We start from the raw sequence: 24,788 nt of genomic DNA, 5'->3' as shown, positions 1-24,788 counted from the left end.
CGTCCTCCTCAGTGCTTCTGCTCGGCCACTTGTCGTGCCATGTCGGCGAGTCGCTGCGCGGCGTCCACGATGCCGATGCCGACCGCAGCGTCGTGCATGGCGTCGAGTCGGTCGCGATCGGCCAGCAGCGGCAGCAGCACCTGCGTCACCCACGTCGCGTCGAGTTCTTCGTCGCGCGCCAGCATCGCGGCGCCGGCGGCGATGGCCGGGCGTGCGTTCAGCTCCTGCTCGCCGTTGCCATGCGGATACGGCACGTACACTGCGGGAATCGCGAGGGCTGTGAGCTCGCAGACCGTCGAGGCTCCCGATCTGGAGACCGCCAGCGACGCAACCGCGAGGGCGTCCTGCATGTGGTGGCAGTACTCCATGAAGTGATAGCCGTCGACATCGGGAGCGGCCACGTCGTTGCGTGCTCCGGCCACGTGCACCACCTGCCAGCCGGCATCGGCGATCTGCTGCGCCGCAGAGGCGAGCACCTCGTTGATGTGCTTCGCTCCGAGCGAGCCGCCGGTCACCAGGAGCACGGGACGTTCGTCGAGGCCGAGGCTGGTTCGCGCGGCGGCGACGAGCTGTGCATCGCTGCCGGCAGCACGTGCATGAGCGATCTCGGCGATCTCAGGGCGCAGCGGCATGCCGATCACCTCTGCGCCGGCCAGAGGAGTGTCGGGAAAGGCGACGGCGACGTGCGCCGCTCGCTTCGCACCCAGACGATTGGCCAGGCCGGGCCGGGCGTTCGCCTCGTGCACGAGATAGGAGACGCCTTCGCGTCTGGCAGCAAGATAGGCCGGCGCAGAGGCATAGCCGCCAAAACCGATCACGGCGTCGACGCCCCGACTCACGATGATCGAGCGCACCTGCCGCACCAGCGAGCCGAGACGCTTGGGAAACGCCAGAGCCTGCGCGTTCGGCCGACGCGGAAAGGGCAGCTTGGCGATGGGGATCAGCTCGTATCCGCGGGCCGGCACCAGTTCTGCTTCGAGCCCCTCGGCGGTGCCGAGCACCAGAATGCGAGCATTGGGATCGCTCTCACGCAGGGCATCGGCTGTCGCGAGCAGCGGGTTGACGTGTCCGGCGGTGCCGCCGCCAGCAAGCAGATAGGTCGTCATGAAGGAGTCCTTTCGGTATTGGCGATGCCGAGCACCACCCCGAGCATGAGCAGATTGGCCACCAGCGATGATCCACCATAGGACACCAGAGGCAACGGCACACCGAGCACGGGCAGCAGGCCGAGCACGACCGCGATGTTGATGAAGGCCTGACCGACAGTCCAGGTGAGGGCTCCGGCGACCACGATCTGCTCGAACGGCCGATCGGCGAGGCGCACGATCAGTCGCACCATCAAGACCGCCAGCAGCACATAGAGGCCGATCAGCGCGATCAGCCCGACCAGTCCGAGTTCTTCGCCGATGATCGCGAAGATGAAGTCGTTCTCAGCCTCGGGCAGCCACGCCCACTTCGACTTGGAGTTGCCCAGCCCCACCCCGAAGATTCCGCCCGCCGCCAGCGCCCAGGTGCCGTGCGTGGTCTGCCAGCAGGTGCCGCTGTAGTCCGTGCAGCCCGACGACCCGGCCCAGCTGGCGATGCGACTCAGACGGTTGGCGCTGCCGATCGCGAAAATCCCGGCGATGACACCGCCGGCCACGGCGAGGGCCCCCAGGAATCGCAGCGGCACTCGGCCCACGAAGAAGCAGCCGAACACGATGATCAGCATCACCATGGCCGTACCGAGATCGCGACCGGCCATGACGAGTCCGATCGCCGCGACGACCCACACCAGCACATGTTTGACGAAGACTTTGAGACTCGTCAGCTCGTCGCGCCGCTCGCTGAGCACTCGTCCGAGCCAGATCACCAGCGCCAGCTTCATGAACTCGCTGGGCTGCACGGAGAATCCGCCGACGTTCAGCCAGTTTCGGTTGCCGCCGCCGGCCGATCCGAGCGAGGTGCTCACCACGAGCAGCTGCACCAGCATGGTCGCGATGAGAAACGCCTTCGACCAGCGTCTCAGCACCTCCATCGGGATGCGTGAGACGAGCAGCATCGCAGGAAAGGCGAGCAGGGCGATCAGCCCCTGCTTCATGAACAGGCTGAAGAAGGAGTTCGAAGCCGAGTACGAGTCGATCGATGAGGCGGAAAGCACCATGGTCAGACCGAGCAGCAGCAGCAGTGTGATCACGCCGAGCAGCTGGCCGAACGACTTCGTGATGTGGCGTTGGCCGCCGAGCAGTCGAATGCGCGTGTTGTTCGCGCTCATCACGCGCTTTCCCGAAGCCCCTGCACTGCGGCGGCGAAGAGATCACCGCGCTGGGCGTAGCTGACGAACTGATCCCACGATGCGGATGCCGGCGCCAGCAGCACGACGTCGTCAGGGTGCGCCATCTGCGCCGCGGCAGCCACGGCCTGGCGCATCAGCTCGGCGCCGGCTTCGACATCACCGGGGTGGGCCACGACGTCGATCTCGTGCGTCTCGACCTCAGGTGCGAGGCGGGCGAACAGGTCACGCACCGTCGACCGATCGGCGCCGACGATGACGGCGCCCCGCAGCCGACCATGCTCTCGCTCGATGAGCGGCGCAAGGTCGATGCCCTTGAGCATGCCGCCGACGATCCAGACGACCGAGTCGAACGATTCGATCGCCACACGTGCGGCATGCGGATTCGTCGCCTTCGAGTCGTCGATCCAGACCACACCGTCGATCTCGGCGACCGGCGTGATGCGGTGTCCGTCGGTGTGAAACTCGTCGAGCGCCCGTCCGATCGCGGCCGCATCGACCCCCACCGAACGAACCAGCGCGATTGCGGCCAGCGCGTCGAGCACGAGATGGCGCAGCCCGAGACCATGCGCCTGCAGGCGTGACACCGTGGTGATCTCCTGCGCATGCGTCTCACGGTTCGCAATGAACGCGCGGTCTGCGATCACGTCGTCGACGATGCCGATCTGGCCGATCGAAGGTGCCACCGGGCCCACACCGATCGCTCGTGCGCCGGCCACGACATCCGCCTGCTCGACGATGCCAGTGACCTGCTCGTCGCCGATCGGATACACACACGCCGTCTGCACGTTCTCGTAGATGCGGGCCTTGGCCGCCGCATACGCTTCGACGCTGCCGTGCCAGTCGATGTGGTCGGAGTCGATGTTCAGGCAGACGCTCGCCCATGGGCTGATGTGGTTGATGTAGTGCAGCTGAAAGCTTGAGAGCTCGACCACGATCGCGTCATAGGCCACCGGTTCGCGCACGAGATCGAGAATGGGCACACCGATGTTGCCGCATGCGGCAGCGCGCAGGCCTCCTGCGACGAGCATGTCGGTGGCCATCTCGACGGTCGTCGTCTTGCCGTTGGTGCCCGTGACGCAGAGCCACTTCGTGTCATGGCCGCGCTGACGCTGCAGGTGCCAGGCCAGGTCGATGTCGGTCAGCAGCGGGATCTGCTGCTCACACGCCCACCGAACGGCAGGATGATGCGGCGAGAACCCGGGAGAGACCACGATCGCCTCTGCAGCGAACTCCTGCAGCACCGGCACCTCATCGCCGTCATGGGCGATGGGCTGCCATTGGGCCCCCAGCACGCCGAGCAGGTCAATGTGCTCGGCAGAGGCGCTGCGCCCCATGGCGAGCACGTTCGCGCCGAGTTCGACCAAGGTGTCTGCCACCGAGAACCCGGTGACGCTCATGCCGAGCACGGCGACGCGCCGACCTGCGAAGGTCTGGTCGTCGTGCGTGCTGTCGAAGAAGTCGGTTTTGTCAGTCATCGTGTCGTACTCACCCACTGCACATAGAAGATCGCGAGCCCGGCGACCGCGCAGAGGCCGGCGAGCACCCAGAAGCGCACGACGACGGTCACCTGCGCCCAGCCTTTGAGCTCGAAGTGATGGTGCAGCGGAGCCATCAGGAACACCCGCTTGCCGCCGCTGATCTTGAAGAAGCCCATTTGGATGAGCGACGAGAGCAGTGCCACGACGAACATCCCGCCGATCAGCACAGAGAGCACCTCGGTGCGGGTGACCATCGCCACCGCGGCGAAGGCACCGCCGAGTGCGAGTGACCCGGTGTCGCCCATGAAAATCTGCGCCGGCGACGTGTTCCACCACAGAAAGCCGATCAGCGCCGCCACGATCGACGTGACGATGATCAGCACGTCGAGCGGGTCGCGCACCTCATAGCACTGCCCGAACGAGACGCCCGAGGCACGTTCGCAGTCCTGGTTGAACTGCCAGAAGGCCAGCGCCCCGTAGGCCCCGAACGCGAGGATGCCGATGCCTGCGGCGAGCCCGTCGAGCCCGTCGGTCAGATTGACCGCGTTCGAGAAGCCGGCCACGATGCCGTAGACCCAGATGAAGAAGATGACGGCGCCCGGAATCACTCCCCAGGCGAACAGGTTGATCGGGGTGTCACGCAGCACAGACACGTACGTCGATGCCGGGGTCAGCCCGCTCTGATCGGGAAACTGCAGCACTCCCCAGGCGAACAGGCCGGTGATCACCAATTGGGCGATCAGTTTGGCCGCTGGGGTCAGCCCCAGCGAACGGTGATTGCGCACCTTGATGTAGTCGTCGGCGAAGCCGACGAGCCCCATGCCGACGGTGAGCCCGAGTACGAGCATCCCGGTGGCCGTCACTCCGGAGCCGGTGACCAGTGCCGAGACGAAGTACCCGCCGAGCACTGCGATGAGGATGACGATTCCGCCCATCGTGGGCGTGCCCCGTTTGGTGAGGTGGGTGCGCGGGCCGTCCTCGCGGATGAACTGCCCCCATTCCAGGCGGTGAGCCAGCCTGATGAACAGCGGCATGCCGAAGATCGAGATGATCAGCGACACGGCGGACGCGATGAGTACGCTGATCATGCTCTGGCGGCATCCTCATACAGGCGGTCGCCCAGGAATCTGAGCCCCGCGGCGTTCGACGACTTCACCAGGACGACATCTCCTTCTCGCAGTCGTGGCGCCAGCCAGTCGTGCGCTTCATCCGCGTTCTCGCAGTAGACCGCTTCGCCGCCCCAGGATCCCTCCTGCTCGGCGGCGAGGAAGATACGGCGGGCATCATTACCGACGACGACGAGCTGATCTATGTTCAGCCGGACGACGTCTTGGCCGATCTTATCGTGCTCGGTGCCGCTGGCCTCGCCCAACTCGCCCATGGCACCGAGAACGGCAATGGTTCGATGCCCGGTGCGCCGGATGCCTGCGAGCGTGCGCAGGGCGGCTGCCATTGAGCCGGGGCTGGCGTTGTAGCCGTCGTTGATCACGGTGACGCCGTCGGCGCGGTGCAGCGCCTGCATGCGCCAGCGTTCGCCTGAAGAAAGGCTTTCGAGACCGGTGACGATCTGCTCGCGGCTGAGCCCCATATGCAACGCCGCCGCAGTCGCCGCAGCGATGTTCCAAGCGTTGTGCTCGCCGAGCAGTGCGACGCTGGGGTCGACCGTCTCACCGTCGAACGTCAGCTCGACGCGAAGACGCTCCCCCTCTGGTTCGACGGCACCGATGCGCACAGCGGCGTCGCTGCGCGCTCCGAACCAGACGACCTGAGCACTGGTGTGCTCGGCCATGCGACAGACGTTCGCGTCATCGGCGTTGAGCACCGCGACGCCGGTCTCGGGCAGTGATTCGACAAGCTCCTGCTTCGCGATGCGGATGTTGTCGACCGAGCCGAATTCGCCCACATGAGCCAGACCGACCTGCAGCTCGATGCCGAGGTCTGGATGCGCGATGCCTGAGAGATAGCGCAGATCGCCGATATGGCTCGCACCCATCTCGACGACCACGAAACGCGTCTGCAGCGTCGTCTGCAGCATGGTCAGCGGCGCACCGACCTCGTTATTGAACGACCCCTGCGGAAACACCGTCTCGCCCGCCTGCGAGAGCAGATGAGCGAGGATGCGCTTTGTCGTGGTCTTTCCGGCCGAGCCCGTGATGCCGATGACGTGCTCGAGACGGCCGACGGAGCGAGCCTGAAGCAGAACGGCCTCTGCGAGCAGTCCGAGCGCCCGCGTGGCGTCGGCGACCACGATCTGGGCCAGCGTGGCGTCGGGCACTGGATGCTCCACGATCGCGGCTGCCGCCCCTTGACGCTGAGCCGTGACGACATAGTCGTGTCCGTCGCCGCTCTCGCCCCGACGAGCCACGAAGAGGTCTCCTGTCGACACCTCGCGGGAGTCAGTGCGCACGGCACCGGTCACCAGACCGGCCCCAGCAGAACCGGTCAGCGTGCCGCCGACGGCCTCGGCGATCCAGTCAACGTCTGTCGTGATCATGCCTGCTCCTTCGCGCTCTCGGCGTCGTGTCGCTCCGCGGCCGCCAGGTCGTCGGCGTGCACGCCGTCGGCGGGATCCTGCCCTCCGCGCCGGGAGTGGTTGGGCTCGAAACCGGCCTCCCGCAGTGCCTCGCGGGCCGCTCCACGTGAGGAATACGGAAGCTTGACGCCGCGTACCTCGTGGTAGTCTTCGTCGCCCGGACCGCACACGATGATCGTGTCGTCGTCATGAGCGATGCGGATCGCCGTGCGGATGGCCGCCGACGGGTCGCCGACGTCATAGACCTCAGCCGGATGATCGGCGGCACGGGCGGCCTCGACGAGCACCGACCTGATCGCATCGGGATCTTCGAATCTGGGGTTGATGTCGTTGACCACGAGCACGTCGCTGAGTTCGCTGGCGACCCGCCCCATCGCTGGACGCTTGTACGGATCGCGGCCGCCGTCCGCGCCCAGAATGAGCACGATGCGACCCTTGGTCTGCTTGCGCACGGCCACCAGCGTCCGCTCCAGCGCATCCTCGGTGTGGGCGTAGTCGACGAAGAACGTCGGCCCGCTCTCACCGGATACCCGCTCCAGACGCCCGGGCAGATACACGTCTGCCAGCACGTGGGCATCGAGCCCGGACTCGATCTGCTGCGCATCGATGATGCCCGACTCCACGAGCATCACGACCGCGAGCACCGCGTTGACGTCCATGTGCACGCCGGGCACTGACAGCACGATCGGCCAGCGCTGACCGTTCGGTCCGACCAGCGTGCCGGTCGATCCGTCCGCTCGATCGCTCTGCTCGACGAGCTGCCAGTCGCACTCGTCGCCGGTGCCGACAGTGGTCACCGGAAGTTCGGTCTCTCGTGCCAGACGCCTGCCCCACTCGCTCTCTAGCGAGATCACGGCACGATCTGCCCGATCTGCGGTGAACAGTGCGCGTTTCGCGGCGTAGTAGTGCTCCATGTCGCCGTACTCGTCCAGGTGCTCTGGACTCAGGTTGGTGAAGCCGACCACCGCGAAGTGCACCCCGTCGATGCGGTGTCTGGTGACTGCCTGAGCCGACACCTCGACCAGCAGGGCTTTGGCGCCGAGCTCACGCATGCTGGCGAGCAGGCCGTGCAGCTCGCTGGCCTCCGGCGTGGTCAGGGCGCTGCCCAGCACGTGTTCGCCAACATGCCGCTCGACGGTCGTGCTCAGTCCGGTGCGTACCCCCGCGTGTCCGAGCAGGGCCTCCATGAAGTACGTGGTCGACGTCTTTCCGTTCGTGCCGGTGACGCCCAGTGTGGGCAGACGATGCGTGTCGTTCGCGTAGATGTGCTCGGCGACCTTGCCGAGCACCAGGCGCGGGTCCGGCACGATCAGCAGCGGCAGATCCTCCGCCGTGCTGGCGGCGACGTAGGCCCGCCCGGCTTCGTCGGTCAGCACGGCCACCGCTCCGAGACGCCGGGCCTCCTCTGCGTACTTGGCGCCATGGGTGTGCTGTCCGGGCATGCCGACGTACAGATCGCCAGGCCGCACGTCGCTGCTGGTGAGCGTCACGCCGCTGATCACACGTGCGGCTGCGGCGTCGGCCGCGGGCTCGCCCGCCGACGTGACGACCGACGCGCCGAGCAGGTCGGCGACGGCGGCCAGCGTCAGATCAGCCGAGTGTTGGGGACGAATATGAGGTGCGGTTCGCGAAGACATCAGTACATTCTCCCACTCTCACCACGTCGGTGCGTAGTCGGGCAGCTCTCCGGTGGCTGGCGGCACGTTGTTCGTGATCAGCGTCTGCGCCATGACATCGTGAAACAGCGACATGGTGTTGTCCGAGGTCTTGTCGGTGGCCGGGTTGTAGATCGTGATGCCGACGACGAAGCGGGGATCTCCGGCTGGCGCCATGGCGGCCAGCGAGTTCACATACTGGTTGGGCAGATATCCGCCGTTCGTTCCGGCGATCTGTGACGTACCAGTCTTACCAGCCAGGCTGTAGCCTGCGATCTGCGCAGACTTGCCCACGTATTGGGTGAAGAGCGGTTCGAGCATTCCTCGCAGTTTGCGGGCGGTCTCGGGCTGGATGACCTGCTCGGGCTGAGCCGACGGGTTCTCCGTCGTCGTGCCGTCCGCACTGGTGCAGCTCTTGATCAGCCGAGGCGAGATGCGCACGCCGTTGTTCGCCACCGCCTGATATGCACTGGCGACCTGAATCGGCGTCGCCGCGATGCCCTGACCGAACATGGTCGTGTAATGCGAGATTTTGTCCCATTTGTCGACCGGCGCCAGCGTCCCGCTCGACTCTGCGGGAAAGTTCACAGCAGACTTCTCGCCGATGCCGAATCGCTTGAGGTAGTCATAGCGTGTGGCGTCATCGATCTTGTCACCGACCTGCATGATGCCGGTGTTCGACGACTTCATCAGGATGCCCGTGCTAGTCAGATTGAGGGTGTCGTGATCCCACGCATCTTTAATGGTGTGCGGAGTGCCGGGAACCGCGATCGACCCGGGTGCCTGGAACTGGCTCTCGGGACCCACGTCGCTGTGCTCCATGGCGGCGGCCATCGTGATCGTCTTGATCGGCGACCCAGGTTCGTAGGTGCTCTGGAAGATGCGCGAACCGCGATCCTGCTCTTTCGACGCTCCGACGTCATTGGGGTCGATGCTGGGAGTCTCTGCGGCGACGAGGATGTCTCCCGTCTTCGCGTCGAGCACCGTCGCCGAGATCCACTGTGCGCCGAGTTCGCTCTGGCGCTCGGTGATCTTCTGCTGCACGTACCACTGCAGATCGCGATCGATGGTCAGTTCGACCGTGCCTCCGTCGGTCACCTGCTGCTCGGTGACCGTCGTGCCCGGGATGCGGATGCCGTCGGCGCCGCGTTCGTAGCTCTCTTTTCCGTCGGTGCCGGCGAGGCAGCTGTCAGCCAGCACTTCGACGCCTGCCTGCGGCTGCTGCTCGGCGCTAATGAAGCCCAGCAGGTTGCCGGCCACTGCTCCCGAGGGATACGTCCGGTGTGGCACTGCTTCGATTGCGAGCCATTTGATGTCGAGGGCGCGAAGCTCCTGGTACTGATCGGCGTTCAAGTCCTGCGCCACGACCGAGTACTGGCTGTTTCCCTCCAACGCCGACTTGATCCGGGCTGGATCCTTCTTCGTGATCTGCGCCAGCCGATCGATGATCTGCTGGAGGGTCCACTTCTGACCCTTGCCGTCGACCTGGACGATCGAGTCTCCGGCCAGCGTCTGATCGGCCGCCACACGATATCGCTGCACGCTCTGCGCGAGCACGTTGCCAGAGCGGTCGGTGATCGTTCCGCGCACCGCCTGCAGGGTGAGAGGCACCGACCGGTTGCCCTCCGCCTGCGCGTTGAGGCCGGGGGCGTCGACGATCTGGATGAACACCAGTCGAACGACGAAGACGAGCGCGACTGCGACGACCGCGGTCAGAACCGCAATCAGACGACGCCGACGATTGCCCAGAACCGGAGCCATTTCAGCATCCCCTGTCGACGGCGGGGACGGACTGCGAACGCAGAGCCCTCATCGCAGCGTCACCTGGGGCAGTTTGGAGCCTGCTCCTTGACCGGCATCGCCCGGCTGGCTGTCGTCGCTCGGGGCCGCAGTGCCGTCGGCAGAGCCCGACGAGGAATCCGAGCTGTTCGCATCCGCAGTCGCCCCGGCCTGGAGCTCCTGCTGATCGACTCGCTGCGGAGTCTTGGCCTCGTCGCCCGCCGCCGGCTTCGCCGTGGCATCGGCCGCGTCGAGCGTCGCGAGCATACGGTTGTTCACGAGCCCCTTCTGCGCCGCGATCTGCGCACCCTTGCTGTCGGCCGACCCGATGGTCTGCCCGTCGGCAAGACGGAGGAAGGTCACCTGCGCCGAAGGCTCCATGCCCAGCTCTTTGGCTCGGTCGGCCAGGTGCTGCGGTGACTGCAGCGCCGAGATCTGCTCGCTGAGGCTTTGACTTTCGCGCTTGACCTGGTTCTGATCCTGCTGCAGCTGGTTGATCTGATATCCGCCGTCGGCCAGGGCGATGCTGAGCATCAGCTGGGCCACGAGCGCCACCGCGATGACGGCCACCAGGATGCCACCGTGGACGATCCGCGTGCGCACGCGAGACGACATCTGCGTCATGGTCATCGGCCCCTCCGAACTCTCTGCACCGCTCGGAGACGTACCGAACGCGCTCTGGGATTCTGCTGCTGCTCTTGGTCTGCCGCCTGTTCGGCTCCTCGGGTGAGCGAGACGAACCGCGGGGCGTGCTCCTCGAGTTCGACAGGCAGCCCGCTCGGCGTGCTCGAGGTGGTCGCGTCGCGCATGATGCGCTTGACGATGCGATCCTCGAGCGACTGAAAACTCATCACGACGACGCGTCCGTCGACCGAGATTCGATCGAGTGCCTTCGGCAGGGCGTCTTCCAGCCCGCGCAGCTCTTGGTTGACCTCGATGCGGATCGCCTGGAACACCCGCTTCGCCGGGTGCCCGCGGTGGTCGGTCGCCTGGGTCGCGGTGCGCACTGCTTCGACCAGGTCTGCGGTCGTGCTGAGCGGATGCTGTGCCCGCATCTCGCCGATGCGCTCGGCGATGCGCCGGGCGTGCTTCTCTTCGCCGTAGCGCCGCATGATCGTCCAGAGACGGCTCACGTCATAGGTGTTCACGACGTCTGCGGCGGTCAGCGTCTGCGACAGGTCCATGCGCATGTCGAGCGGCGCATCGGCACGGTACGAGAAGCCGCGTTCGAGATCGTCGAGCTGCAGCGACGAGACGCCGAGGTCGAAGAGCACCGCCTGTGCTCCTTCGACGCCGCACTGATCCAGCGCCTGGTCGATGTGGTCGTAGGAGGTGTGCACGAAGCGCACACGGTCGCCGAAGCGCTGCAGACGTCTGCAGGCCAGGGCGATGGCGTTCTCGTCACGGTCGATGCAGATCGCCTGCGCATTCTCGCACCGGTCGAGCACGGCCTCGGTGTGCCCGCCCATGCCCGTGGTGGCATCGACGTAGATGCTGCCGGGTGCGCTGAGCGCAGGGGCCAGCAGGTCGACACAGCGGTCTCTCATGACTGAGACGTGCAGCGCGCTGGGATCGGCATCGGCGCGCAGATGGGGGTAGGGCTCGTCAGAAGACACCGGGGATCACCTCTTCTGCGGTCTCGGAGAACGGCTCTTCGTTGGCGTTCAGGTACTGCTGCCACGCGGATGAATCCCAGATCTCGGCTCGGTTGCCGGTGCCGATCACAGTGAGGTCTCTGGTGAGACCGGCGTAGCGCCGCAGGTCGGTCGGCACGCTGATGCGGCCCTGCTTGTCGGGCACCTGATCGCTCGCACCAGAGAGGAAGAGTCGCAGAAAGTCTCGGGCCTGCTTCGACGTCATCGGCGCTTGGCGAATCGACTGGTGGATGTTCTCGAACTCCCCTGCACTGAACACGTACACGCAGTGCTCCTGCCCACGCGTCAGAACGACGCCGTCGGCCAGCTCGTCACGAAACTTCGCAGGCAGGACGAGCCGTCCTTTGTCATCCAGCCGGGGAGAATGCGTGCCGAGAAACATGCCGCACTCCTTCCTCGGGCTGGTTGGTCTGCAATGCTCACCACTTTACCCCACTTCCCTCCACCACAGTCCACCTAGCCCACAGAACACACCGCATTCTCAACGTTTCGACACGTTTGGAGCCGCTGTATCCGGTCATCTCCCTGACGAGCGGCACCTGCCGACGCTTGGAATGCCGCGGCAGTGAGCCGTCGCGCGGTGCGTGCGGTCTCAGATGTGGAGGAGAGTGGGTGCGTTCAGCCACCCAGGAATGCGAAAAGCCCGCCCCTTGCGGGACGGGCTTTGTGAATGACCGGAGCTGCGGTCAGAAGGTCATGTGGTCGATCACTGGAATCGGCGGTTCCAGCGATCTTCCATGCGCTGCCCCATCGAGGCGCCCTTCGCAGACTTCGTCTGGCCAGAGCCGTTGGGGCCATCGTGACGGTCGGAGCCGGCAGATGCGGCTCCAGCCGCAACCGGGGTGGGGCGCATCGCCCAGATAATGCTGGCGACGATGAGCACGAAGCCGACCACACCCACGACGATGAGCTTGGCCGACACCGCCCACAGCAGCAGCGCGAGACCGATGACGACGCCGATCACGCCGAGCACGACGGCCATGCGGTTCAGCGAGCGCGGCACCTGATCGGTCGAGACTTCGTCAGACTCGGCCTGGTAGAGGTTGCGCTCCATTTCTTCGAGCAGCTTCTGCTCGTGGTCTGAAAGCGGCATGAGCACCTCCGTTCTCTCGCTCGGGGACTGCATCGCAGTCTTCATCTGCGCTCATTCTAAGGGCAAGCGAAGCATTAGGCTAGACAGGTGACCGCCCATTCCACTCTGCTGCAGCTGGTGCAGGATCGCATCGATGCGTTTCTCAGTCGAGAATCCGCACACCTGCGTCGCATCTCCTCACTCGCCACTCCGCTCACCGACGAGCTCTCCGGCCTGCTGCACGGCGGCAAGCGATTTCGTTCCCAGTTCTGCTATTGGGGCTGGCGTGCGGCAGAGACCGACGCCGACGAGGAGCTGTCTCGCATGCAGCTGGAGTCCGTGCTGCAGCTGAGCGCCGCCATCGAGCTCTTTCATGCGGCCGCGCTCGTGCACGACGACGTGATCGACAACTCCGACACCCGACGGGGTCGCCCGGCTGCGCATGTGAGCTTCGCCGAACTGCACCGCTCCGGCCACTGGCGCGGGGATTCCGCCCAGTTCGGCTCGTCTGCCGCCGTCGTCCTCGGTGATCTTCTTCTGGGCTGGTCGCAGCGCGGTTTCGCCGACGCCGTCGACCTGCTGCCCGAGGCTGGCATCCGTCAGCGTCTTCGCGTGCTCATCGCAGATATGACGACTGAGGTGATGGTCGGGCAGTACCTCGACATCCTCGGCGAACACGCCTGGCCTGCTCTGCCTGACGACGAGGCACTCGAACGCTCAGAGACCGTCATGCTCTACAAATCGGCGAAGTACTCGATCGAGCAGCCGCTGCTGATCGGCGCAGCGGTGGCCGGTGCCGACGACGAGCAAGCGAGCGCGCTCTCCACTTTCGGCGTGCATGCCGGCCTGGCCTTCCAGCTGCGCGACGATGTGCTCGGCGTCTTCGGCGATCCCGCGCAGACCGGCAAGCCGGCGGGCGACGATCTTCGCGAGGGCAAACGCACCGTGCTCGTCGCCCTCACCCGATCGATGGTGCCCGCGACCGTGCGTCACGTCGTCGACGACCTGCTAGGCGACCCGACGCTCACGAGCGAGCAGATTCAGATGCTGCAAGAGACGATCGTCGAATCCGGCGCACTCGCTGCGACCGAGCGCCTCATCGACGATCACTCGTCGCAGGCGGATGCCGCACTGCAGTCCGCTCCGATCGTTCCGCCCGCCCGCCGGGCACTGGGCGATCTCGCCCGACAGGCTGCTCAGCGCACCCGCTGATCCGGCCTGAAAGAGCCTGCCGTCTAGGATGGTGCCGTGACCGACGACTACACGCCTCCAGCAGATCCCCTCATCGGGATGCTGCTCGACGGCCGTTATCGGGTGGACGAGCGCATCGCTCGCGGCGGCATGGCGACCGTCTACCGGGCACGGGACGAACGCCTCGATCGCGTGGTCGCCGTCAAGGTGCTGCACCTGCATCTGGCCGAAGACGAGTCGTTCCGTGACCGCTTCACCCGTGAGGCGCTGGCCGCGGCGAGGCTGTCGCACCCCAACGTCGTCAACGTGTTCGACCAGGGCCAGCAGGCCGGAGTCTGCTACCTCGTACTCGAGTACGTTCCCGGGCAGACGCTGCGCCACCTGCTGCATCAGCAGGGTCGACTCACTCCGCAGGTCGCGCTCGAAGTGCTCTCACAGGTGCTCGAAGGGCTCGCCGCCGCGCACCAGGCCGGGCTCATGCATCGCGACCTCAAGCCCGAGAACATCCTGCTCAGCCCGGACGGCCGGGTGAAGATCGCAGACTTCGGGCTGGCTCGAGCGGTGGAGAGCTCGACCTCGGCCACCTCCGCGCTCATCGGCACCGTGGCGTATCTCTCGCCCGAACTGCTGCGCCGCGGCACGGCCGACGAACGCTCGGACATCTACGCGCTCGGCATCATGCTCTTCGAGATGCTCACGGGCGAGCAGCCCTTCACGGGGTCGGCTCCGGCCCAGGTGGCCTTTCAGCATGCCAACGACGAAGTGCCGCTGCCCAGTTCGATCGTGCACACCCTGCCTGCCGAGCTCGACGACTTAGTGGTCTGGGCGACGCGCGCCGACCCACAGGATCGGCCCGCCAACGCCACCGATCTCTTCGAAGAGACCCGACGTGTGCAGTCCGAGCTCGCTCTTCCGGTCGGCTCCTACCGTGCGCTGCGCGCGCTGCTCGCACACGCAGCGGCCGGTGACCGCTCGCTGAACGCCACTGAGGTGCTGCGCCCGACCATGGTCGCGCCTGCCGTTTCGGCCGCTCCCCCGTCTCCGACATCCGCCATCGCCAAGCTGCCCACCGTCACACCGCCGCTGCCCGTTGCCGGCGCTGACGATCGCGGCGACGGTGGCGACGGGCACAGCGCCGACACGCCGGATGACGATGCGACCGCTGCGCACGAACCGGTCGTCCCTGAGGCATCGACTGCCGCAGCTGCCCCAGTGGTCGCTGATTCCGGCGAAGATCCAGAGTCTGAGCGCGATGCGGTGGACGCCGTGCTCACGCGGGTGCAGACGCGACGTCGGCGAGGGTGGTCGATCACCGCAGTCGTCGTTGTGGTGACCGTGCTGCTGGCCGCGGCGGGGTGGTTTCTCGGGGATGGCCCCGGCGCACGCCTGACCGTGCCGAACGTGGCAGGCGCGACCCTCGAAGACGCTCAACGCGTGCTTGCCGATGCCGGCATCGACTCGACGCAGGCACAGGCCAACAGTCTGGACGTGCCAGCAGGCCAGGTGATCGGGACCGACCCTTCGGCGGGCTCGCGCGTGCCGAAAGACGCATCGGTCTCAGTCGTCGTCTCACTGGGCCCGCGCATGATCGCGCTGCCCGACGTGGTCGGTTCGAAGGCCGATCTCGCCGACGACGCCCTTGCGCAGGCAGGCTTCGTGGTGTCGGACGACCGCGCGGAGCAGTTCGACGACAAGGTGGATTCGGGGTCGGTGATCGGAGTCACGGGCAGCGACGGCAGCATGGTCAAGGCATCGACCGAGCTGGCCGAGCGAACGCAGCTCGGGCTGGTCGTCTCACTCGGTGCGGTGCCGGCTGTCTCAGGGCAGTCACTGGCAGACGCGACGACACATCTGCAAGACGTGGGTCTCAAGGTCAGTTCGTCCGAGGCCTTCCACGATACGGTTCCCGCAGGCTCCGTCATCTCGGCGGCGCCGGACAAGAAGCCCGTGCACAAGGGCGACACGATTCGTCTGGTGGTCTCGAAGGGCCCCGAGATGGTCACAGTGCCCGATGTGAGCGGACAGACCCTCAACGACGCACGTGCGACGCTGCGCGCAGCCGGGCTCGACGGCACGTCGAACTTTCCCGAGCAGGCGATCCCGTTGAGCACGAAGAGCTATTGGGACGTCGTCACTGTGTCAGGCACCGACCCTGCCGCCGGCACGTCGGTGAAGAAGGGCACGACCGTGAAGATGAACGGGTCGCTCTTCGACGCCTTCTGATTGGCCATCGAGGGTCGAGGTCCCAGCCAGCGCAAAAGCAGCACCGCGAACCACGAGGCGCACTGACGCGGGTACTGACGAGTGCGACGCGCAGTGAGCCCCACCCGTCAGCGTCGGTCAGGCGGAGTGAGACTTCTTGAGCTCCTCGGCCACCAGGAACGCGAGCTCCAGAGACTGCCGGTGGTTCAGACGCGGGTCGCAGAGCGACTCGTAGCGAGTGGCCAGCCCGGCCTCATCGATCTGTTCGACGCCGCCCAGGCACTCGGTGACGTCATCACCGGTGAGCTCCACGTGGATGCCTCCGGGAACGGTTCCGACTGCTGCATGAGCCTCGAAGAAGCCGCGCACCTCGTCGACCACGTCATCGAACCGACGAGTCTTGTAGCCGGTCTCGGTGGTGATGCCGTTGCCGTGCATGGGGTCGGTGATCCACAGCGGCTGAGCACCGCTCGCCTTGACCGCCTCGAGCAGCGGCGGCAGCGCCTCGCGAATGCGGCCGGCGCCCATACGAGTGATGAAGGTCAGACGACCGGGGATGCGATCCGGGTCGAGTCGGTCGATCAGACGAAGCGCGTCGTCGGGGTCGGTCGTCGGGCCGAGCTTGACGCCGATGGGATTGTGAATCTTCGAGAAGTACTCGATGTGTGCGTCGTCGAGCCCGCGGGTGCGCTCACCGATCCACTGGAAGTGCGCCGAGGTGTCGTAGACCAGCCCGGTGCGCGAGTCGATGCGTGTGAGCGGGCGCTCGTAGTCGAAGAGCAGCCCCTCGTGGCCCACGTAGAAGTCGACGCGTTTGAGATCGTCGAAGTCGGCGCCGCAGGCGGCCATGAACTTGATGGCCCGGTCGATCTCTTGCGCCATCTCGTCGTAGCGGGAGTTGGCCGGGTTGCGTGCGAAGCCCTGGTTCCAGCGATGCACTTCGCGCAGATCGGCGAACCCGCCCTGGGTGAAGGCTCGAATCAGGTTCAGCGTCGAAGCCGAGGTGTGGTACGCCTGCACCAGTCTCTGCGGATCTGCCTCACGTGACTCCGGAGTGAAGTCATAGCCGTTGACGATCTCACCGCGGAACGCAGGCAGTGTGACGTCGCCGCGCGTCTCGGTGTCTTTCGAGCGCGGCTTCGCGAACTGACCGGCCATGCGCCCCATCTTCACGACGGGCACTGAAGCCCCGTAGGTGAGGATGATGGCCATCTGCAGGATCGTCTTGACGCGATCCTTGATCTTGTCAGCGGTGGCACCCTCGAAGGTCTCGGCGCAGTCGCCGCCCTGCAGCAGGAATGCCTCGCCTCGGGCTGCCGCCCCCAGACGGTCGCGCAGGGCATCGGCCTCACCAGCGAAGACCAACGGAGGCAGCGCACTCAGCGTCGCCCGAGCATCCGCGAGCGCAGCCGAATCAGGCCACGACGGCTGCTGCTTCGCAGGCAGCTGCTCTGCGGCGTCGAGCTCGGCCAGCAGCGACTGTGCGACCGTGTCGCTGACGACCGGCTGCTGGTCGGTGATATTGGCATTCACGTGGTGTTCCCCAATCATTTGGTGCTGTCGGCTCGATGCAGGTGCGTCGGGTCGGCGGTTCCGCGTCGCCGCGGGGTCACTGCTGAGCTGCGGCGAGACGGTGGCGCACGCTCGACGCGTACACGTCGCGGTACTCCTGCTCGCTGATCATCTGCAGCTCGTGCATTATCTCATCTGTGATCGATCTCAACACGAATCGATCGCCTTCCATTCCCGCGAAGCGGGTGAAGTCGAGCGCTGGCCCGGCGATGACGGCCAGCGGCACGCGCTTCGGCCATTTGGCGCCGATCGGCATCATCTTGTCGGTGTTGCGCACTGCGACGGGCACGACGGGGCAGCCTGCGGCGAGAATCGTGCGGGCTGCACCCGTGCGGCCACGGTACAGATAGCCGTCCGGACTTCTCGTTCCCTCGGGATAGAGCGCCAGCACATGACCTTCAGAGAGCACGCGCAGACCGGTGTTGAGCGAGGCCTCGCTCGCTTTGCCGCCGCTGCGGTCGATGGGCAGCTGACCGGTGCCCTTCATCATGACCCGGGTGAACCACCCTTTGATGCCCTTGCCGGTGAAGTACTCGCTCTTCGCCAAGAAGCGCACCGGGCGCTTCACGAAGAGCGGCATGATGATTGAGTCGATGAAAGACAGGTGATTGCCGACGAGCACGACAGGCCCCCGGTCGGGGATGTTCTCAAGACCGCGCACCTCAGTGCGGAAGAACAGTCGCAGCCAGGGGCCGATGAACACCCATTTAAGCAGCCAGTAGAGCACGGTGAAACCTCCAGTGGGCCAGTCTACCGGGATAGTCTGGGGGTCTGGGCGCAACACGGCGCATGGCACGGTGCCCGTCGGTGAACCGTGCGCAGCAGTCCGAAAGGGGAACATGGATATGCGGACCCTCCGCACGCGCTCGACCGCGCTGGTGCGCAACCGCACCAGAATCGCCAGGCTGCTTGACGGATTCTTCTTCGTCTTCGCCGCCGTGGCCACATTCTGGCTCGCATTCACGCTCTTCACCGACTCGCTCGACACCGGCTGGTGGGGTGCGCTGGTCGCCATAGTGTTCTGGGTGCTGATCGCCTACCTCGCGCTGCCCCGACTGCATCGCATCCTCACTTCGATCTACGTGCCCGACTATTTCATCGGCCGCACCCGCACCAGCGACGGTCTGTTGGGCGACCCCGTGAACCTGGCGCTGATGGGCGACGAGCAGCGTCTGCATCAGATCATGGACGCGGCCGGCTGGACGCGCGCCGACGACCTCGGGCTGCGCTCGAGCATCCGCATCGTGACCTCGACGCTGTCTCGACGCAGCTATCGCGAGGCGCCCGTGAGCCCGCTGTTCCTCTTCGGCAGGCAGCAGGACTTCGCCTATCAGCAGGAGGTCGAGGGCAACCCCGCCAAGCGGCATCACGTGCGATTCTGGCGCTGCCCGCCCGACTGGCTGCTGCCCGGCGGCCGCCGCGTGGACTGGCTCGCGGCCGGCACCTTCGACCGTGCGGTCGGGCTCTCGCTGTTCACCCTGCAGGTCACGCACAAGATCGACGAGAACACCGACATCGAGCGCGACCACATCGTGGGGAGCGTGCTCGGCGCCGACGACGACGTGACCGTTCACGTGCTGCGAGACTTCTCGACCGGCTATCACTCCCGCAACGGCGGCGGAGACTCCATTCGCACCGACGGCGATCTGCCGATCATCGATCTGCGTGACGACGGCGTCGAACCGTTCGCCGGGCAGGGTGTCGTCGAGGCGTCTGACGCTGCGGCCTGGCTGCCCGGTGCACGTCAGGACCGTGCAGCGGATGCCGTGCCTGCGCACTCGGCACGGGCTGCGGCAAGGGCTGCGGCACGACTGAAGCGGCCGGCATTCGAGCTGCTCGACGACGACTCAGGCGAACAGTCGACCCTCGAAGAGGTTCGGCGTCACGGTCGGCCCGTGACGATCACGTTCGGTGCGGCGGTGCTGATGCTGCGCGCACTGGGGTCTCTGGTGCTGATGGTCAGCGGTGCGCTGCTGCCCGACGCCGACGTGCATGAGCTCGTCGCCGACGTCGGCGTCGATGCGGCGACGCTGCCCCAGGCCTTCGACGTGCACTGGGTGCTGGTGCTGCTGGGGCTGGCCATCGCGGCAGTGACCGCGCTGCTCGCCATCCTGGTGCTGCGCGGCTCTGACTTCGCCCGCATGGTCGTGCTGGTCTTCGCCACGCTGTCGACGCTGCTCGCCTTCGCGAGCCATGCGGCGGGGCTGCCCCTGCTGTCCGACTTCTCGACGCTGATGACGGTGACTCTGAACATCCTGATTCTGATCGCGCTGAGCGGACGACCCGCTCGCGCCTACGCGACGACGCGTCGCGAGCGACGCAGAGCACGCATCGCATCCGCAGCTGCCTGAGAATGCGATGCGGCTGATGGTGCTGCGGCAGAGGCCCGCTCAGAACCAGGACTGAGCGCGCACCTCGCGCATGGCGGCACGCCGGGTCTCGCCCTGCAGCCGGTGCAGATAGACCGTGCCGCCGAGGTGATCGATCTCGTGCTGCAGCGCCTGGGCCATCAGCCCGTCGCCCTCCAGCGTCACGGCGTTGCCGTCGAGGTCGATGCCCTCGGCGCGCACCCAGCTGTACCGCGGGGTGTCGAACCACAGGCCGGGCACCGACAGGCAGCCCTCCTGAATCTCGACGATCGGCTCGCGACGCTCGACGATGCGAGGGTTCAGCAGGTAGCCGACCTCGCCGTCGACGTTGTAGCTGAACGCCGCAAGGCTCACGCCGATCTGCGGCGCGGCCACGCCGGCCCGCCCGGGCAGTTTGACTGTGTCGATGAGATCCTGCACCAGCTGGCGCACGTGCTCGTCGATGTGGTCGATCTGTTCGGTCGGCTGGCGCAGCACCGGATCGCCGTAGAGGCGAATGTCGCGAACCGCCACGTCACTCCCCTGCCACGTTCGTCACCGTACTCGGGGCGATCACCAGCAGCAGGTCGCCGGGCTCGACCTGGCGCGACCCGTCGAAGACGACGCGCTCGACGACGCCGTCGGCGCCGGCGGCGATGTTCGCCTCCATCTTCATGGCCTCGATGCTGGCCACCGGCTCGCCGACCGAGACGGTGTCGCCCGGCTTGACCTTGAGCGTGACGACCCCCGCGAAGGGAGCGGCCACCTGGTTCGGGTTGCTGACGTCGGCGCGCTCGGCCTCTTCGGTCTGCACCTTGATCGACTCGTCGCGCACGGTGACCGGTCGCAGCTGACCGTTCAGCACGCCCATGACGGTGCGCTCGCCCTTGTCGTTGGCCGGGCCGATCGCCGAAAGCGCGGTGTAGAGTCGCAGCCCCTTGTCGAGCTGAGCCGCGTGCTCTTTGTTCGCCTCGAAGCCGTACAGATAGTCTTCGGTGTCGAGCGTCGACAGATCGCCGTAGTCCTGACGGAACTTCTCGAAGTCGTCGGCCGGCCCCGGGAACAGCAGGTGGTTCAGCTGACGACGACGCGACGCGGAGTCGCCCTCGAGCGCGCGCTCCTGATCTTCGGTGAGCTCGGTCTCGGTGAGGTGCACTTCGCGCCCGGCGAGCACCTTCGAGCGGAAGGGCTCAGGCCACCCGCCCGGCAGATCGCCGAGTTCGCCGGCCATGAACTTCACGACCGAGTCGGGCACGTCGTACTTCTCGGGATGCGCCTCGAAGTCGTCGGGATCGGCACCGACAGCTGCAAGGTGCAGAGCGAGGTCGCCGACCACCTTCGACGACGGGGTCACCTTCGGCGGGCGACCGAGGATGCGATTGGCCGCCGCGTAGTTGTCTTCGATGACCTCGAACTTGGTGCCCAGGCCGAGGGCGATGGCCTGCTGGCGCAGGTTCGTCAGCTGACCGCCAGGAATCTGGTGGCGGTAGATGCGCCCGGTGGGCGCGTCGAGCCCCGACTCGAACGGTCGGTACAGGTGCCGCACGGCCTCCCAGTACGGCTCGAGATCGCTGATCGCATCGAGGTCGAAGCCGGTGTCGCGCTCGGTGTGGCTGAGCGCGGCGACCAGGGCCGAGAACGACGGCTGGCTGGTCGTTCCCGCAAGCGGCGCGGCGGCGACGTCCACCGCATCCACACCGGCCTCGCTGGCGGCCAGCAGCGTCGCCAGCTGACCGCCGGGCGTGTCATGCGTGTGCAGGTGCACGGGCAGATCGAACTCGCGCCGCAGCGCGGTGACGAGCTGGCGTGCGGCCTCGGGGCGCAGCAGACCGGCCATGTCTTTGATGCCGATCACGTGGGCGCCCGACTGCACGATCTGCTCGGCAAGACGCAGGTAGTAGTCGATCGTGTAGAGGTCTTCGCGCGGGTCGAGCAGGTCGGCGGTGTAGCACAGCGCGCCTTCGGCCACCGCGGTGCCGGTCGCCAGCACCGACTCGATCGCCGGGCGCATCTGATTGATGTCGTTGAGCGCGTCGAAGATGCGGAACACGTCGACGCCGCCCTTCACCGCCTCTTCGATGAACGCGTCGGTGACCTTGGTCGGGTACGGGGTGTAGCCGACGGTGTTGCGACCGCGCAGCAGCATCTGCAGCGGGATGTTGGGCAGCGCGACGCGCAGCTTGTCGAGACGCTCCCACGGGTCTTCGCCCAAGAAGCGCAGCGCGACGTCGTAGGTGGCACCGCCCCAGGCCTCGACCGACCACAGACCCGGCGCCGCGGCGGCGACGTACGGCGCGGCTTCGAGCAGATCTTTGGTGCGCACGCGCGTCGCCAGCAGCGACTGGTGGGCGTCGCGGAACGTGGTGTCGGTGACGCGCAGCTGGGTGTCGTTGCGCAGCGCCTCGGCGAAGGCGCGCGGCCCCACCCGGTCAAGCAGCTGCTTCGCGCCGTCGGGCACGACCTTGGTGTCGATGGTCTGCGGCAGCTTCTGCGTCGGGTCGACCAGACCTGCGGGGCGCTCTCCCCAGGGCTTGTTCACCGTCACGTTGGCGAGCCACGTGATCAGCTTGGTGCCGCGGTCTTTCGACTTGCGCATGTCGAACAGCTCGGGCCGTTCGTCGATGAAGTGCGTGCTGAGATCGCCGGCGATGAAGTCGGGCTCGGCGAGCACGTTCAGCAGGAACGGGATGTTCGTCGAGACTCCGCGGATGCGGAACTCGGCGAGGGCACGACGGGCACGACGCACGGCCGACGGAAAGTCACGGGCCCTGCAGGTGAGCTTGGCGAGCATCGAGTCGAAGTAGGGGCTGACCTGCGCACCTGCCGCAGTGGTGCCGCCGTCGATGCGCACGCCCGCACCGCCCGGCGAGCGGTACGTGCTGATGCGACCGGTGTCGGGCCGAAAGTTCTCGGCCGGGTTCTCGGTCGTGATGCGGGTCTGCAGCGCCGCCCCGTGGATGCTGATGCGGTCTTGCGAGAGACCGAGCTCGGGCAGCGTGGCGCCGGCCGCGATGAGCATCTGGGTTTGCACGAGGTCGACGTCGGTGACCTCTTCGGTCACGGTGTGCTCGACCTGGATGCGCGGGTTCATCTCGATGAAGACCGGCGTGCCAGCGCGGTCGCCGACGGTCTCGACCAGGAACTCGCAGGTGCCGGCGTTGACGTAGCCGATCTCTTTGGCGAATCGGATGGCCGCCGTGGTCAGCTGCTCGCGCAGCTCTGCGGTGATGTTCGGCGCCGGAGCGATCTCGACGACCTTCTGGTTTCGGCGCTGCACCGAGCAGTCGCGCTCGAAGAGGTGCACCGTGTAGCCGCTGTGGTCGGCGAGCACCTGCACCTCAATGTGACGCGGGCGCAGCACGGCCTGCTCGAGGAACATGCGCGAGTCGCCGAACGCATTGCCGGCCTCGCTCATGGCCTGTTCGAGTGCGGGCTTCAGCTCTTCGGCGGTGTCGACCTTGCGAATGCCGCGACCGCCGCCACCGGCCAGAGCCTTGGCATACAGCGGAAAGCCGATATCGTCTGCCAGCGCGACCAGCTCATCCGGGTCGCTGCTGGCGTGCGTCGATGCGAGCACCGGCACACCCGCACGAATCGCCGCCTCTTTGGCGTTGACTTTGTCGCCGGCCAGCTCCAGCGCATCCGCACCGGGCCCGATGAAGGTGATGCCGTTCTCGGCGGCGGCGCGGGCCAGCCCGGGGTTCTCAGAGAGAAAGCCGTAGCCCGGGTAGATCGCGTCTGCACCCGATTCGAGGGCCACGCGAATGATCTCGTCGATGTCGAGGTAGGCCTTCACCGGGCGCCCCGCCTCACCGATCTGGTAGGCCTCATCGGCCTTCAGCCGGTGAATGGAGTGTCTGTCTTCGTAGGGGAAGACCGCGACCGTCTTCGCACCGAGCTCGAATGCGGCCCGGAACGCACGAACGGCGATCTCTCCACGATTGGCCACCAGGATCTTCTTGAACAATTGGTCTCCCCACATCGCGAGTCGTTTGCACGATTGTACCGTGCTGCCGCGCCCCGTTCACACGCCCAGTTCGCACGCCCAGCCGACGGCCAGAACCGAGACGGTTGTGCAGAGTCGCGCTCTACCGGGTAGCGTAGATGGTCGTGGACGTACTCAGTGTGAGCTCTCTTAAAGGCGGGGTCGGAAAGACCACCGTCGCCCTCGGTCTTGCCTCAGCGGCCCTGGCGCGCGGAAAGCGCACCCTGGTCGTCGACATCGACCCCCAGACAGATCTGACCACCGGTCTGGCCGTCGACCCCGGGTCGGCGCTGACAGTGGCAGACGTGCTCAAGAACCCGTCGCCCGACGTCGTGCGTCGCGCGATCGTGTCGAGCGCCTGGACCGAAGACCGCACACTGTCAGTCGACGTCATGGTCGGCTCGCCGCGAACCATCGAGTTCGACGTGCCGGCCCCTCGCCCACGCGATCTCTGGAAGCTCGACGAGGCGCTCGCGCTGCTCGAAGACGCCTATGACGTCGTCATCATCGACTGCCCGCCGTCGCTGAACTCGCTCACACGCAACGCCTGGCTCGCCAGCGACCGAGTGCTGCTCATCGCCGAGCCGAGCCTCTTCGCCGTCTCAGCCGTGGGCCGCGCGCTCAAGGCTATGGAAGAGCTCAGCCTCGACCAGCAGGTGCCGGTGAAGCCCCTCGGCGTGTTGGTCAACCGCTTTCGCAAACAGTCGATCGAGCATGAGTTCCGCATCTCAGAGCTCGAACAGCTCTACCCCCGCCAGCTGCTCGACGTGCGTCTGCCCGAGCGGGCCAGCCTGCAGCAGGCTCAGGGCTCGGCACGGCCGGTGCACTCGTGGCCGAGCGAGTCGGGCAAGAAGATGGCCGCACAGTTCGACCAGGTGTTCGACGTGTTCGAGCAGGCCGTCGACGGTCACCCGCAGGCTCGCGGGCACGCCGGACGCAAGGCCGCCGCGAAAGCTGCTGAGAAGAAGTCTCACTGACCCTCAGCGGTCAGCGCAGGCCGCGCATGCTCCCCTGTTTTGAGCTGGCTCTCCGCCGAGGCGGGG

General features: G+C 66.5%; 19 protein-coding genes. 4 read left to right on the top strand and 15 right to left on the bottom strand.

The genetic code is table 11. The features are described 5' to 3' along the window. Positions 1–8: 8 nt before the first annotated feature. From F8O08_RS06435 to F8O08_RS06385, 11 genes are all read right to left on the bottom strand, one after another. Positions 9–1,106: a UDP-N-acetylglucosamine--N-acetylmuramyl-(pentapeptide) pyrophosphoryl-undecaprenol N-acetylglucosamine transferase gene (locus F8O08_RS06435; RefSeq protein ID WP_158042881.1), complete on the bottom strand. Its 1,098-nt coding sequence runs from the start codon at positions 1,104–1,106 to the stop codon at positions 9–11. Beyond that, positions 1,103–2,254, bottom strand: a complete 1,152-nt coding sequence (ftsW, locus tag F8O08_RS06430) for a putative lipid II flippase FtsW (protein ID WP_158042880.1) — start codon at positions 2,252–2,254, stop codon at positions 1,103–1,105. Before ftsW ends, F8O08_RS06435 begins: the two co-directional genes overlap by 4 nt. Beyond that, positions 2,254–3,750 carry a UDP-N-acetylmuramoyl-L-alanine--D-glutamate ligase gene (murD, locus tag F8O08_RS06425; RefSeq protein ID WP_158042879.1) on the bottom strand — a complete coding sequence of 499 codons (1,497 nt, stop codon included), beginning with the start codon at positions 3,748–3,750 and terminating at the stop codon, positions 2,254–2,256. Before murD ends, ftsW begins: the two co-directional genes overlap by 1 nt. Continuing rightward, a complete protein-coding gene (gene mraY / locus F8O08_RS06420; protein WP_158038111.1) occupies positions 3,747–4,841 on the bottom strand; it encodes a phospho-N-acetylmuramoyl-pentapeptide-transferase in 1,095 nt (364 codons plus the stop codon). Before mraY ends, murD begins: the two co-directional genes overlap by 4 nt. Then, on the bottom strand, positions 4,838–6,247 hold the full coding sequence (locus F8O08_RS06415; protein ID WP_158038112.1) for a UDP-N-acetylmuramoyl-tripeptide--D-alanyl-D-alanine ligase: 1,410 nt from the start codon (positions 6,245–6,247) through the stop codon (positions 4,838–4,840). Before F8O08_RS06415 ends, mraY begins: the two co-directional genes overlap by 4 nt. Further along, a complete protein-coding gene (locus F8O08_RS06410) occupies positions 6,244–7,923 on the bottom strand; it encodes a Mur ligase family protein (RefSeq protein WP_158042878.1) in 1,680 nt (559 codons plus the stop codon). The genes F8O08_RS06415 and F8O08_RS06410 overlap by 4 nt, the downstream gene beginning before the upstream one ends. 18 nt (positions 7,924–7,941) lie before the next feature. Next, positions 7,942–9,702: a peptidoglycan D,D-transpeptidase FtsI family protein gene (locus F8O08_RS06405; RefSeq protein ID WP_158042877.1), complete on the bottom strand. Its 1,761-nt coding sequence runs from the start codon at positions 9,700–9,702 to the stop codon at positions 7,942–7,944. Between the two features lie 48 nt (positions 9,703–9,750). Next, positions 9,751–10,350: a hypothetical protein gene (locus tag F8O08_RS06400; protein ID WP_158042876.1), complete on the bottom strand. Its 600-nt coding sequence runs from the start codon at positions 10,348–10,350 to the stop codon at positions 9,751–9,753. Beyond that, positions 10,347–11,336: a 16S rRNA (cytosine(1402)-N(4))-methyltransferase RsmH gene (gene rsmH / locus F8O08_RS06395; protein ID WP_225733592.1), complete on the bottom strand. Its 990-nt coding sequence runs from the start codon at positions 11,334–11,336 to the stop codon at positions 10,347–10,349. Before rsmH ends, F8O08_RS06400 begins: the two co-directional genes overlap by 4 nt. Beyond that, entirely contained in the window at positions 11,326–11,757 is a 432-nt protein-coding gene (mraZ, locus tag F8O08_RS06390; RefSeq protein WP_158038116.1) for a division/cell wall cluster transcriptional repressor MraZ, read from the bottom strand. The genes rsmH and mraZ overlap by 11 nt, the downstream gene beginning before the upstream one ends. Positions 11,758–12,081: 324 nt before the next feature. Then, complete coding sequence (locus tag F8O08_RS06385; protein WP_158038117.1) at positions 12,082–12,513, bottom strand: DUF3040 domain-containing protein; 432 nt, start codon at positions 12,511–12,513, stop codon at positions 12,082–12,084. A 42-nt stretch (positions 12,514–12,555) separates the two neighbouring features. Between F8O08_RS06385 and F8O08_RS06380 the strand changes: the two genes are divergently transcribed. Next, entirely contained in the window at positions 12,556–13,659 is a 1,104-nt protein-coding gene (locus F8O08_RS06380) for a polyprenyl synthetase family protein (RefSeq protein WP_158042875.1), read from the top strand. A 36-nt stretch (positions 13,660–13,695) separates the two neighbouring features. Further along, complete coding sequence (locus F8O08_RS06375; protein WP_158042874.1) at positions 13,696–15,861, top strand: protein kinase domain-containing protein; 2,166 nt, start codon at positions 13,696–13,698, stop codon at positions 15,859–15,861. Between the two features lie 117 nt (positions 15,862–15,978). On the opposite strand, the gene F8O08_RS06370 is transcribed toward F8O08_RS06375, so the two are convergent. Continuing rightward, positions 15,979–17,316: a class II 3-deoxy-7-phosphoheptulonate synthase gene (locus F8O08_RS06370; protein WP_225733613.1), complete on the bottom strand. Its 1,338-nt coding sequence runs from the start codon at positions 17,314–17,316 to the stop codon at positions 15,979–15,981. Positions 17,317–17,449: 133 nt separating this feature from the next. Next, positions 17,450–18,139, bottom strand: a complete 690-nt coding sequence (locus F8O08_RS06365; protein WP_158031628.1) for a lysophospholipid acyltransferase family protein — start codon at positions 18,137–18,139, stop codon at positions 17,450–17,452. Positions 18,140–18,257: 118 nt separating this feature from the next. Here F8O08_RS06365 and F8O08_RS06360 point away from each other — a divergent pair, with 118 nt between their 5' ends. Further along, entirely contained in the window at positions 18,258–19,763 is a 1,506-nt protein-coding gene (locus F8O08_RS06360; RefSeq protein ID WP_225733612.1) for an LssY C-terminal domain-containing protein, read from the top strand. 39 nt (positions 19,764–19,802) lie between these two features. Here the strand turns inward: F8O08_RS06360 and def are convergent, their stop codons facing one another. Continuing rightward, positions 19,803–20,294 carry a peptide deformylase gene (gene def / locus F8O08_RS06355; protein ID WP_158031630.1) on the bottom strand — a complete coding sequence of 164 codons (492 nt, stop codon included), beginning with the start codon at positions 20,292–20,294 and terminating at the stop codon, positions 19,803–19,805. A gap of 1 nt (position 20,295) precedes the next feature. Then, positions 20,296–23,727, bottom strand: a complete 3,432-nt coding sequence (locus F8O08_RS06350; protein ID WP_158042871.1) for a pyruvate carboxylase — start codon at positions 23,725–23,727, stop codon at positions 20,296–20,298. Positions 23,728–23,870: 143 nt separating this feature from the next. Between F8O08_RS06350 and F8O08_RS06345 the strand changes: the two genes are divergently transcribed. Next, positions 23,871–24,722: a ParA family protein gene (locus F8O08_RS06345; protein WP_158042870.1), complete on the top strand. Its 852-nt coding sequence runs from the start codon at positions 23,871–23,873 to the stop codon at positions 24,720–24,722. The last annotated feature ends 66 nt before the right edge of the window (positions 24,723–24,788 follow it).

The sequence above is a fragment of the Pseudoclavibacter sp. CFCC 13611 genome (assembly GCF_008831225.1).
Taxonomy (GTDB): domain Bacteria; phylum Actinomycetota; class Actinomycetes; order Actinomycetales; family Microbacteriaceae; genus Pseudoclavibacter_A.
This window is presented reverse-complemented; position numbering and strand designations above follow the sequence as displayed.